This is a genomic window from Aquimarina latercula DSM 2041 (assembly GCF_000430645.1).
GTDB classification, from domain to species: Bacteria; Bacteroidota; Bacteroidia; order Flavobacteriales; family Flavobacteriaceae; genus Aquimarina; species Aquimarina latercula.
The window spans coordinates 97,503-110,725 of the sequence record NZ_AUMK01000014.1 but is presented as its reverse complement, the minus strand read 5'-3'; the positions used below and the strand labels follow the sequence as shown (position 1 = coordinate 110,725).

Annotated in this window: 11 protein-coding genes; 6 read left to right on the top strand and 5 right to left on the bottom strand. The window is 32.6% G+C overall.

What is annotated here, in order from left to right; translation table 11 throughout:
• Positions 1 to 185: 185 nt before the first annotated feature.
• The 3 genes from H526_RS0114240 to glyA form a co-directional block, all read right to left on the bottom strand.
• A complete protein-coding gene (locus H526_RS0114240) occupies positions 186 to 818 on the bottom strand; it encodes a DUF6602 domain-containing protein (RefSeq protein WP_155839700.1) in 633 nt (210 codons plus the stop codon).
• Between the two features lie 222 nt (positions 819 to 1,040).
• Positions 1,041 to 4,289: a WD40/YVTN/BNR-like repeat-containing protein gene (locus H526_RS0114235; RefSeq protein WP_027393627.1), complete on the bottom strand. Its 3,249-nt coding sequence runs from the start codon at positions 4,287 to 4,289 to the stop codon at positions 1,041 to 1,043.
• Between the two features lie 236 nt (positions 4,290 to 4,525).
• Positions 4,526 to 5,800, bottom strand: a complete 1,275-nt coding sequence (glyA, locus tag H526_RS0114230; RefSeq protein WP_027393626.1) for a serine hydroxymethyltransferase — start codon at positions 5,798 to 5,800, stop codon at positions 4,526 to 4,528.
• Between the two features lie 204 nt (positions 5,801 to 6,004).
• On the opposite strand from glyA, the gene fahA reads away from it, so the two are divergent.
• From fahA to H526_RS29200, 5 genes are all read left to right on the top strand, one after another.
• Positions 6,005 to 7,285: a fumarylacetoacetase gene (gene fahA, locus H526_RS0114225; RefSeq protein ID WP_027393625.1), complete on the top strand. Its 1,281-nt coding sequence runs from the start codon at positions 6,005 to 6,007 to the stop codon at positions 7,283 to 7,285.
• Between the two features lie 102 nt (positions 7,286 to 7,387).
• Positions 7,388 to 8,575, top strand: a complete 1,188-nt coding sequence (locus tag H526_RS0114220; RefSeq protein WP_027393624.1) for a hypothetical protein — start codon at positions 7,388 to 7,390, stop codon at positions 8,573 to 8,575.
• Between the two features lie 19 nt (positions 8,576 to 8,594).
• Complete coding sequence (locus tag H526_RS0114215; protein ID WP_027393623.1) at positions 8,595 to 9,194, top strand: Crp/Fnr family transcriptional regulator; 600 nt, start codon at positions 8,595 to 8,597, stop codon at positions 9,192 to 9,194.
• A gap of 82 nt (positions 9,195 to 9,276) precedes the next feature.
• Positions 9,277 to 9,561, top strand: a complete 285-nt coding sequence (locus H526_RS0114210) for a hypothetical protein (RefSeq protein WP_035085628.1) — start codon at positions 9,277 to 9,279, stop codon at positions 9,559 to 9,561.
• A 12-nt stretch (positions 9,562 to 9,573) separates the two neighbouring features.
• The gene (locus tag H526_RS29200) at positions 9,574 to 10,020 is read left to right on the top strand and encodes a group III truncated hemoglobin (protein WP_051336163.1); all 447 of its coding nucleotides are present in this window, start codon (positions 9,574 to 9,576) and stop codon (positions 10,018 to 10,020) included.
• Here H526_RS29200 and ytxJ read toward each other — a convergent pair.
• A complete protein-coding gene (ytxJ, locus tag H526_RS0114200; RefSeq protein ID WP_027393621.1) occupies positions 10,017 to 10,412 on the bottom strand; it encodes a bacillithiol system redox-active protein YtxJ in 396 nt (131 codons plus the stop codon). The two genes, H526_RS29200 and ytxJ, sit on opposite strands and share 4 nt — an antisense overlap.
• A complete protein-coding gene (locus H526_RS31815; RefSeq protein ID WP_155839699.1) occupies positions 10,396 to 10,569 on the bottom strand; it encodes a hypothetical protein in 174 nt (57 codons plus the stop codon). The genes ytxJ and H526_RS31815 overlap by 17 nt, the downstream gene beginning before the upstream one ends.
• A 45-nt stretch (positions 10,570 to 10,614) precedes the next feature.
• Here H526_RS31815 and clpB point away from each other — a divergent pair, with 45 nt between their 5' ends.
• Positions 10,615 to 13,215: an ATP-dependent chaperone ClpB gene (gene clpB / locus H526_RS0114190; RefSeq protein ID WP_027393620.1), complete on the top strand. Its 2,601-nt coding sequence runs from the start codon at positions 10,615 to 10,617 to the stop codon at positions 13,213 to 13,215.
• The last annotated feature ends 8 nt before the right edge of the window (positions 13,216 to 13,223 follow it).

Below are 13,223 nucleotides of genomic sequence, written 5' to 3'. Positions count from 1 at the left end.
GTTAGTGTTTATAATTAATTTATGTTAAATATTTATATAACTATCGTGTTTGGTTAAGCTTATCTTATATTTTTAAGTTCGTTAGGTTAGAACCAATCAAATAAGTTTAAATAGACAAAGTAAAAAAAATAAAACTTAGAGAAATTCTAAAAACTACATTAAGTTTAATTATCGTTAAGTAACTTTTATAAATGATCAACAGAAATTTTACTGTTGTTAATATTATTTGAATGCAATACTCTACAATCAATTATATAATTTATAAGCTCAAATATTCCTTTAAGATTAATTATCAATTCATCACCTTTTTTTTCAATTAAATATATACAGTTTTCATTTTTAATTAATTCTGTTAATTTATTCTCTCCACTAGGTTTATTCTTTTCTACAACACATATAATACCTAAGGGTTTTCCACAGTGGCTTGGTTTTATTTTATTGAGCTTGGTAAGTTTTTTTTTAAGATCGTCTAATCCTTTATCATAATCCGTTTTTTTTATTTCAATAATACTAAAAACACTATTTTTAGGTACTAGGGCAAAATCGTATATTTTAAATATTGGAGGTAATGGATTTGAAGAATATATAATAATGTCTAATTGAGGTAATTTATCCTTTTGAAAAGATTCAGGAGAAATAATTCCACCTGTACATAATTTTAAGGGTAATATTGATTTTTCAATGAATTCCATAACAACTTTTTCAGTGTACTGTCCAATTAAGGCAGTGTTTTTGGTAAATTTCATTATAGAATCAACTGAACGAAGGGATTGACCTAAATTTTCAGCATATTCTTCAAAATATTCCTTAGTCATCATAATTTTAACAATAGTATTACAAATGTAATATTACGGATATTTAACCTATATATCTAACCTTATCCATTGGTCATTGTATAATTAGTTTCTTATTAATGGGTAATTCTTCTATCAAAAACCCCCTAAATTGAAAAAATAAAGGGGGATATTCTTATTTAAAAATTTAATTACATCAACAAAATGGAAATAAGTCCAAGTTTTTGAAATGTAAGCAACTATTACTTAATTCTTAATTAATCCTTGGCCTTCTATCCAAGGTGCACCAGCAATTTTTAACTCATTCTCAAGCGCTGGTAACGTAGAATCTATAATGGGTTGTAATTTAGCTTTCACTTTCTTTAACTGACTCTGCACTGTTTTCAAGAAAGTCTTATGTTCTTCTGTTGGACCATATGTATTACCTAAAAATCTTCCTAACGAACCTCCATTACTAGCCGTAGGATTAGATCGTTCTCCAATTTGATCCTTTATTTTATCACCGTTAAGTTCTTTATCAATGTCTAGTAAAGCTATTTTAGTTTCATTTAATCTCTTATACAAATCATCAGATGAAGTAGTTGCTTTGTTGAAAGCTCTTAACATAGCAGCAACTGTTTGTTGGCTCCTTGATAATGAGATATTGGTTGCGGTTAAATCCTGTTGGAATGCAAAGGTAGCTTCTCTAAACTTATCCATTTCTTCATATGGTTGTCTAGGTAATGCCCCTTCAAACAAAGGAGTTACATTAAATGATTCCGGACCTTGTAATACGGTAGTGACACCATCAATTCGCTTTAATAATGTCACCGTATAATTTCCTGGTGTAACCATAATTCCTCCTCTACGAAATCCACCACGAGTATTTCGTGGTGCTCTCAAACGTTCTCCATTTTTACGAGGATAGGTTAAATTCCAGTTAACACGATTAAAACCTTTTTTGTTCGTGCCTTTTACAGTATTTACTATCTTTCCATTTTCATCTTTGATAACCAATTGCAATAAAGGACCATCCTGTCTTTCTTCATCTTCAAGAGCTTTCCATCCAGGAAATTTAGCATTTCCTTTTTTTTCTTTTTGTTTTCTTATCTCTTTTTTAGACTTGATTTTAGCTGGCATATAATACGTAAAATTAGCCCCAAAGGGTGGATTTTTAGCAATCCATTCTGCATCACCTTGACTGCCAACTCTACTTGCTTGTCGATACCAATCTACTTTCTTAACAGGGAATAAAGTAGCTTCTGTAGTATTCATACTTTTATTAAAATTACGTAATGGCGTAATGTCATCCAAAATAAATATTCCTCTACCAAATGAACCTGCTACCAAATCGTTTTCGCGTCTTTGGATTGTGATATCTCTAATTGGAATTGTTGGCATCCCTCCTTCTAATTTAGTCCAATTAACACCGCCATTAGAAGTAAAGTAAACTCCGAACTCAGTCGCAGCAAACAATAAATCTCTCTTAACATGATCCTGAACTAATCGCCAAATCAGTAATTTATTTGGCAAGTTCCCATTAATTAATGTCCAAGTTTTTCCTTTATCACTACTTTTTATAATATAAGGTTTATAGTCACCATATTTATGATTATCCAACGCAGCATAAACTACATTAGCATCAAAAAGGTCTGCCCTTACATCATTAACAAAAGGAGTCGTAGGTAATCCTTTAATTGTATTTAGTGTAATTTTTCTCCAAGAAGCACCTCCATCTTCTGTTACCTGAATTAAACCATCATCTGTACCTGCATACAACAATCCTTCTTGTTTTGGAGATTCTGCTAATGAGGTAATTGTATTATAATTAGACATTGCATAAACATCCCAGGCATTATCCCAACTCTGTGGTTTATCATAATACGGAAAAGTAACACGTTCTTGATTCAGCGTTAAATCTTTGGATATAAGTTCCCAACCATCTCCTCTATTTTCTGATTTCCAGACACGTTGAGAAGCAAAATAAAGTCTTTTGGGATTATGTGTACTTACTACGATAGGAGCATCCCAATTAAAACGTTCAAATGGATCACCTTCTCTCGCTTGAGGTTGAATAAAGACAGTCTCTCTTGTTTTACTATCTATTCGCCACAGAGCACCCTGTTGAAATTCTCCATACGTTATATCTGGATTTCCAGGTTCCGTAGCAGTCTGCGCCCCATCTGCCCCTAATGTTTTCCACCAATCTGCACTTGCGATACCATTAGAAATAATAGTTCTAGATGGTCCTCCATGAGATCCATTGTCCTGAGTACCTCCATAAACATTATAGAAAGGTAGAGCATCATCTACCGCTATTTTAAAATATTGCGTAATTGGTAAATTTCTAACATATTTCCAACTTTTGGTATGATCAAAACTTTCATATAAACCACCATCAGTTCCGATTAATAAATAATTAGGGTCAGATTTTTTAAAAACCAAAGCATGACTATCACTATGCTGATTAGATCTAGGCATATTCGTGAATGTTTTCCCGTGATCTGTTGAAATCAAAGCACTATTATTCATCATAAAAAGTGTTCCTTCCTGATGAGGAGATGCAATTAATTCTTGATAATAATGAGGTCCAGTACCTCCAGAAACAGCATCTGATTGTTTACGCCAAGTTGTACCTCCATTAGCAGACATATATACACCTCCTTTTCTTCTATCTAATTCGATAGCTGCATAAATAACTTCGGCATTAAATGGAGACATTGCTAATCCTATTTTACCAAGATTTGATTTAGGAATTCCATTCTTGAGTGGTTGCCAAGTTTCTCCTCCATCGGTACTTTTATGAAGCCCCGATCCAGGACCACCTCCTAAATAACCAGCGACTGTTCTATGTCTTTGCCAAGTTGCTGCATACAAAACATCTGGATTATTTGGATCTATAAGCATATCGGTAGCACCAACCCATTCTTGATCTCCAAGTGTACGTTTCCAAGTTTTTCCACCATCACTTGTTTTAAAAACACCTCGATCACCACCCTTACTCCAAAGTGGACCTTGGGAAGCAACCCATATAATATCAGAATTTTCAGGATGAATAATGATCTTCGAAATATGTTCAGAGTTTTCTAAACCCATATTTTTCCATGTTTTACCGTCATTATGACTTACATAAATACCATCACCAAAACCAACATGACGTCCACCAACGTTTTCTCCGGTACCAACCCAGATCGTATTAGGATTATTAGCATCAATAGTGACACATCCTATAGAGTATACCTTTTGTTTATCAAATAAAGGAGTCCAAGTTGTTCCAGAGTTTGAAGTTTTCCATACACCACCTGATCCTACAGCTACGTACCATATGTTTTCATTTTCTGGATGAATAGCTATATCTGCTATTCTTCCTGAGGTCATTGCTGGACCAATATTTCTAAATGCTAATCCACTAAAAGGATTTCTGGATTTCTCCTTAAGTTTTTCTTGAGAATGTACATTAAAAGTTATGCTAAATGTTACTACAAAAAGCATAATGAATTTGAAAAAAAGATTCATTTGTGTGAGTTATTTTGGTTTTATTAGTTGAATAAAATATGCTGCTGAAAAGAAGCGGATTTGAAATTACAAAATAAGTATTAAGGATCTCTTGGACACCTTAAAATTTAAGAATACTTTCACTTCCTATAGTATATGTCTGTTCCCGCGGGAAGAAGAAACTTAAAATCACTCTTACAAAAAAATGCGTGACATCTAGCCACGCATTTTAAAAATACATCTTTTTAAGAATTATATTATACCACAAATAATGGTTTATCAGCCATCATTGCATTTACATCATTTGCTATATTGTGCAATTCTTCTTCGTTCTCTACATTATTTATAACTCTATCAATCAATTCTACGATTGCCAGCATATCCTCTTCCTTTAATCCACGTGTAGTAACAGCAGCAACACCAATACGGATACCAGAAGTTACAAATGGTGATTTATCATCAAAAGGAACCATATTTTTATTCACAGTAATTTCTGCAACTCCCAATGCTTCTTCTGCTTGCTTTCCTGTTACATTTTTATTTCTAAGATCAATCAACATCATATGGTTGTCAGTACCTGAAGAAATCACTTCATATCCCTTCTTTACAAATGCATCTGCCATAGTAGCCGCATTTTTCTTTACCTGAATAATATAATGTAAAAACTCATCCGTCAATGCTTCTCCAAAAGCAATTGCTTTTGCTGCAATAATATGTTCTAAAGGACCACCTTGATTTCCTGGGAATACGGCACTATCAAGTAGAGAAGACATCATTCTTTTCTTCCCACTCTTAAGAGTAATTCCAAAAGGATTTTCAAAATCTTTCCCCATTAATATTAGTCCACCTCTTGGTCCTCTTAATGTCTTATGCGTTGTAGTAGTTACAACATGACAGTGAGGAATAGGATCTGCTATTACTCCTTTAGCAATCATACCCGCTGGATGTGCTATATCTGCTAATAAAATAGCTCCTACACTATCTGCAATCTCTCTAAATCTTTTATAATCAATCTCTCTAGAGTATGCAGAAGCTCCCGCGATAATTAACTGAGGTTGCTCTGCAGTAGCAACTTCCTGAATTTTATCATAGTTTAATCTTCCTGTTTCCTTCTCTACTCCGTAAAAAACAGGATTGTATAATTTACCAGAGAAATTTACTGGAGACCCATGAGTAAGGTGCCCTCCATGAGAAAGATCAAACCCTAATATTTTATCTCCTGGTTTTAAACAAGCGTGATACACTGCTGTATTTGCCTGTGATCCAGAATGTGGTTGTACATTTGCATATTCGGCTCCGAACAATTCCTTCGCACGATCGATTGCAATTTGTTCTACTACATCTACTACGGAACATCCTCCATAATATCGTTTTCCAGGGTACCCTTCTGCGTATTTGTTTGTTAATACCGAACCGGCAGCCTCCATAACTTGTTCACTTACAAAATTCTCTGAAGCAATCAATTCTAATCCATTAATCTGACGCTCTTTTTCGTCCTGTATTAAATCAAAAATTTGTTCGTCGCGTTGCATGTTTATTCTTTTATAAAATAGATGCCCAAAAATAGGAACATTCCTTAAAATAAGTTAATGGAATATTAATAAATATGAACATTTTCTTCACAATTAGAAATATCACATTTTTTAATTAACTTTCACATAAATAACATATCTAAAACATTCTAAAATTATATATTTGATCATAAGAAGTACCAACAACTTATTAAAAAAACGACAATGCCCATAACTGCAAATAACCCAAATAGAAAAACCTGGATAAAAACTCCAACGAATACGGATTTTCCTATTCAAAACATACCTTTTGGAGTCTTTCTTACCAGAGATGATGTAATAACTATAGGAACCAGAATCGGAGACACTGCTATTGATCTTGGCGCTCTTCATCAACTTGGTTATTTTGATGAAATTCCATTGACCGATGACATATTTTTACAGGATTCTCTAAACGATTTCATCTCTGATGGAAAAAAAACTTGGAGATTAGTTCGTAATAGAATAGCTGAAATTTTTGATGCTGAAAATGATGCATTAAAAACAAATAAAGAACATTGTAAAATTGTACTTTTTACTTTGGATGAAATAGAAATGCAATTACCAGTTACTGTAGGTGATTATACAGACTTCTATAGTAGTATTGAACACGCTACTAATGTAGGCACAATGTTTAGAGACCCTGATAATGCTTTACTTCCTAATTGGTTACATATACCTGTTGGATATCACGGTCGTAGTAGTTCTATTATTCCTTCAGGAATTCCCGTACACCGACCACAAGGTCAAAAATTAATCAACGGAACAGAAAAACCAATTTTTGGGCCATCCAGATTAGTTGATTTCGAATTAGAAATGGCGTTTATTACTACAGATGCTAATCATCTTGGAGAACCCATTCCGATTGAAGAAGCTGAAGATTATATTTTTGGTTTAGTTTTATTTAATGACTGGAGTGCTAGAGATATTCAAAAATGGGAATATGTTCCTTTAGGTCCTTTCTTAGCTAAAAACTTTGCTTCGTCTATATCACCTTGGATCGTAACCTTAGATGCTTTAGAACCATATCGTGTTGCAGGACCAAAACCTCTTAAAGAACAACTTCCTTATTTACAATATAAAGGAGATAAAAGTTTTGACATTAATCTAGAAGTTGCGATACAGCCAGAAAAAGCTAAAGAAACAATTGTTTCTAAAAGTAATTTTAAACATATGTATTGGAATATGTCTCAGCAATTAGCACATCACACGATAAACGGATGTCCTGTTAACTCCGGAGATATGATGGGTAGTGGTACAATATCAGGTCCTACTTCAGATTCTTATGGTTCTATGCTCGAGTTAAGCTGGAGAGGAGAAAAACCTGTACAACTAAAAGAAGGTGGTAGCCGTAAGTTTATCGAAGATAATGACACCGTTATTATGAGAGGACATTGCGAAAAAGATGGTGTCCGAATTGGGTTTGGCGAGGTATCTACAAAACTGCTTCCTGTATTCAAGAAATAGAAAAAACTATCATTAGAAAAAAGACCTCAAAATTTACTTTGAGGTTTTTTTATTACCTTTTGGCATCAAAATTGAATAGGTGTCCCCCAAACGTATTACATTATGAAAAGAATTCTACTTTTATTTTTAGTTACAGTTTTTACATTTTCTTGCGGAGTTAAGAAAGGTGCTTTTGAAAACCTTGACTCTGGTAATTATGATCAGGCAATTAATACTTCTATAAAAAAACTGAGAGGAAATAAAAATAAAAAAGGAAGACAAGACTACGTTATTATACTAGAAGAAGCATTCGTAAGAGCTGTTGATCGTGATATAAATGCTATTACTTTTCTTGAAAAAGAAGGAAATCCAGCTAATCTAGAAAAAATTTATAATTGTTATAATACATTAAAAAATAGACAAGAAAGAATTCGTCCATTATTACCTCTTTATCACGTAGAACAAGGACGTAACGCTAATTTTACTTTTGATAATTATGATCAAAGAATTTTAGATACTAAAGAAAAATTATCTACCTATTTATATGATAGTGCGAAATCATTGTTATCTAATGCTAAAAGAAAATCAGACTATCGTAATGTTTATAATGATTTAATATATCTAAATAAGATAAGCCCAAATTATAAAAACACAAATGATTTAATAGAAGAAGCGCACTATAAAGGAACTGATTTTGTTAAAGTAGCTATGAAAAACAACACCAATGTTATTATACCTAGAAGACTAGAAGATGACTTATTAAATTTTAGTACCTACGGATTAAATGACCTTTGGACAGTGTATCATAATGAACCGCAAAATTCTATTCAATATGATTATTTAATGGAAGTTTCTTTTAGAGAAATAAACATTTCACCTGAGCAAATTAGAGAAAGACAATTAGAAAAAGAAAAACTGATTAAGGATGGGTGGGAATATCTTTTAGACGAAAATGATGAATTTGTGCGTGATGAAGAAGGTAATAAAATTAAAATTGACAAAATGGTAACTGTACGATGTGAATATTATGAGTTCATACAGTTTAAAGAAGCACAAGTAGTTGGCAACGTTCAATATAAAAACCTTAATACCAAACAATTACTAGACGCATTCCCTCTTTCGAGCACCTATGTTTTTGAACATGTGTACGCCAATTATAATGGAGATAAGAGAGCTCTAGATGATGATTTAATTCGTTATTTAGGATTACAGGCAGTTCAATTTCCTACGAATGAACAGATGGTTTATGACTCTGGACAGGACCTAAAGAATAAGTTAAAAGGTATTATCACAAGGTATCGTTTTAATTGATCTAAAATAATTATAGCGAATGATATCAAAGGACATCTTACTAGAAGCTGGAGCCACCTTAAAAGAATATATCCGTGGTGAACAGCTTTTTAAAGAAGGTGATAATGCGCGTTATTATTTTCAAGTATTCTCCGGAGAAATCAAAATGAATAATTATAATGATGATGGTAAAGAATACATACAAGGTATTTTTGATACAGGGAAAAGTTTTGGAGAACCTCCATTATTTGCAGATTTCAGCTACCCAGCGAATGCAGAAGCTATTTCGGATGCAAAAGTATGGCTATTGCCGAAAGATACATTTCTTAAAGTTTTAGAAAACAATCCATCTATTCATCATAAATTTACCAGCACACTTGCTTTACGTCTTTATTATAAGGCTATGATGGTGTCCGAAATTTCAACCCAAGAACCGGAACACAGAATTCTAAGAATTTTAGACCATTTCAAAAAAAATAATCAGGATGGTTCTACAAACTCTTCTCTTTACAAAATAGAGCTCACTAGACAACAATTGGCAGATTTAACTGGCCTAAGAGTTGAAACTGTGATTAGAGCTGTTAAAAAATTAGAACAAAAAGAAGAATTGGTAATCATAGAACGAAAAATATATCGATAATCTTCTTCCCTTTATGATTGAGATCATAAATTGGAGCTCCTTTCCTGAAATAACTTTGCACATAACTTTAAAACAATACGTTATGTATTCCAAATTATTAAAAGATTTCAGAGAAATGTATATGGCCTATATACCATTAATGATCATTTTATCTAGCTGTTTAGGATCTGTAGCTGCGATGTATATCTTAATGCAAGAACGATCCTCGATGCAAGTAATTGAATTAACCATCTGTGTTATTATTTGCATGACATTTAATGCATCTATTCTTGCTCAAATGAAACCAAAACTCGTTTTTAATTTACTAATCGCTAGTCTAACAATCAATACACTTTTAGTACTACTAAACTTTGGGTATTATTCTTAATAAGATAATATTATGAAACAAATAGAAAAAAGAGATATTGAAACCAGAGAAGATATTTTTAACCTAGTATCACAGTTCTATGATAAAATAAGAAAGGAAAATATATTAGGCCCAATCTTTAATCAAGTAATAAGTAATTGGGATGAACACCTTAATATATTAACTGATTTCTGGGAAACTAATCTATTATTTGTAGCCAAATATAAAGGAAATCCTATCCGAGTGCATCAAAAAGTTGATGCAACTTTTCATGGGAATATAACAGAAAAACATTTTGGTATCTGGTTAAATTTATGGTTTGCAACAATTGATGAATTGTATTACGGAGAAAAGGCCCAAACTGCTAAAAGAAGAGCAAGGAAAATGTCGACACACCTGTATATAAAAATGTATGAATCCAGAATATTACAAAAAACTACATGTCCTTTTCTTAACGAAAAGAACAACGGCATTTCTTAAACAAATTGATGTAAAACTTGTGGTGTAATAGCACTATGCGAAGCATGGTGTACTGTTATTCCATTACGAATTATTATGAATTGAGGAGATTCATGAAATACCTGAAACTTAGCCGAAATCTCTGAAGATATATCTCTGTGATTTAATAAATCTAAATAATATAAATCAACCTCATTTTCGGAAAGATCAAAACTACTTTCAAAATTTTTAATAACCATTCTACTAATTCCACATCTAGTAGAATGCTTAAAAATCGCTTGTGTTTTAGTCACAGAGGCTTTAGCAATCGTATCTAACTGCTCTAATGATTTCAACTCTTGCCAAGGTAGTGCTTGCTTTTCTTCTTTAGGTTCTTTGTCCTCTGATCCAAATATTTTACCAAATAATCCCATACATTTCTTTTCTTAATACAGCTACAAACTTAATTAAATGATTTCTATTTAATTGATAATTATGCTTTTTTGTCGAAACAGAATCAGTAACTTTACAATAAGTCAAAAAGTCAGCAAAAACAATAGTTTTAAAGACATTTTGACATCTTTTTTTCATCGGAATACTATTTGATCCTACTGAATCAAAATAAAAAGATTACTCATGAATTTTAATAATTTCACTATAAAATCACAAGAGGCTATCCAGCAAGCTCAGCAGCTTGCTCAAGGTTATGGCCATCAACAAATCGAGAACGAACACATTTTTAAAGGCATATTTAATGTAGATGAAAATGTACTCCCTTTTCTTTTGAAAAAATTGAATGTAAATATCAATATATTACAACAAGTATTAGATAGTACATTAGAAAGCTTTCCTAAAGTAAGTGGCGGAGATATCCAATTATCACGTGAGGCTGGAAAATCTTTAAATGAAGCCAACATTATTGCTAAATCCATGGAAGATGAATATGTATCCATTGAACATTTAGTAATTGCCATTTTTAAATCTAAAAGCAAAATTGGTCAAATTTTAAAGGATCAAGGTGTTACCGAAAAACATTTAAAAGAAGCCATAAATGAAATCAGAAAAGGAGAACGTGTAACTTCGCAAAGTGCTGAGGAAACATATCAGTCTTTAAGTAAATATGCTAAAAACCTTAATGAATTAGCAGAGAATGGCAAATTAGATCCGGTAATTGGAAGAGATGAAGAAATTCGTAGGATTTTGCAAATTTTATCCAGAAGAACAAAAAACAATCCCATGCTGGTTGGAGAGCCTGGTACTGGTAAAACAGCTATTGCTGAAGGGCTAGCACATCGCATTATTGCAGGTGATATTCCAGAAAACCTAAAGGAAAAACAGATTTATTCATTAGATATGGGTGCCTTAATTGCTGGCGCGAAATTTAAAGGAGAGTTTGAAGAACGATTAAAAGCAGTCGTAAAAGAAGTAACTTCTAGTGATGGAAATATCGTATTATTTATTGATGAAATACATACTTTAGTTGGCGCCGGAGGTGGACAAGGAGCAATGGATGCTGCTAATATTTTAAAACCAGCTTTAGCACGTGGAGAATTAAGAGCTATCGGAGCAACCACATTGGATGAATACCAAAAGTACTTCGAAAAAGACAAAGCTTTAGAAAGAAGATTCCAAAAAGTTGTTGTTGATGAACCTGATACAGAAAGTGCTATTTCTATCCTTAGAGGAATTAAAGAAAAATACGAAACACATCATAAAGTAAGAATCAAAGACGAAGCAATAATTGCAGCAGTAGAATTATCTCAAAGATATATCACCAACAGATTTTTGCCCGACAAAGCAATTGATCTTATGGATGAAGCTGCCTCTAAACTAAGAATGGAAATTAATTCCAAACCAGAAGAGTTAGATGTATTAGATCGTAAGATTATGCAATTAGAGATTGAGATAGAAGCTATCAAACGTGAAAATGATGAATCAAAATTAAAATCTCTCAACGCTGATCTTGCAAATTTTAAAGAAGAAAGGAATGAAATTTTTTCTAAATGGCAAAGCGAAAAAGAAGTAGTAGATGCTATTCAGAACACTAAAACGAATATAGAAGAATATAAGTTAGAAGCAGAAAGAGCTGAACGAAACGGAGACTATGGACAAGTCGCTGAACTACGTTACGGAAAAATTAAAGATGCTCAGGAAAATTTAGAAATATTACAAGAACAACTAAGTCAACAGCAGAGTAAATCTTCTTTAATCAAAGAAGAGGTTACCAATGATGATATTGCAGAAGTAGTTGCTAAATGGACTGGAATTCCAGTAACTAGAATGTTACAAAGTGATCGTGAAAAGCTTTTAGTTTTAGAAAAAGAATTACAAAAACGAGTTGTTGGGCAAATAGAAGCTATACAAGCAGTAAGCGATTCTGTAAGAAGAAGCCGTGCAGGACTGCAAGATCAAAAAAGACCTATTGGATCTTTCTTATTTCTAGGAACAACAGGAGTTGGTAAAACCGAATTAGCAAAAGCATTAGCTGATTATCTTTTTAATGATGAAAGCGCAATGACTAGAATTGATATGAGTGAATATCAAGAACGTCATTCCGTAAGCAGATTAGTGGGTGCTCCTCCTGGATATGTTGGATATGATGAAGGTGGGCAACTAACCGAAGCAGTAAGAAGAAAACCTTATTCTGTAATATTATTAGATGAAATCGAGAAAGCACATCCGGATACTTTTAATATATTATTACAAGTTTTAGACGAAGGCCGATTAACCGATAATAAAGGTAGAACAGCTGATTTTAGAAATACTATCATAATTATGACTAGTAATATGGGGAGCCATATCATTCAACAAAAATTTGAAGCTGTAAAAGATGTCGATATCGCTATGGAAAGTGCTAAAGTAGAGGTCTTAGGATTATTAAAGCAATCAGTACGTCCAGAATTCTTAAATAGAATTGATGATATTATCATGTTTACGCCATTAAATGAGACACACATAAAAGAAATTGTAAAATTACAATTAAGAAATGTATCTCAGATGTTAAAGGAACAAAACATAACTCTTGATGCAACTGATGAAGCTATTAATTTTCTATCTGTAAAAGGTTTTCAACCAGAGTTTGGTGCTCGACCAGTAAAACGTACTATACAAAAAGAAGTGTTGAATTCATTATCCAAAGAAATTCTAGCCGGTAAAATATCCACAGAAAGTATTATACTTCTTGATGAGTTTGACAACAACTTAGTATTTAGAAATCAAACAGATCTTGTACTATAATTGATTGA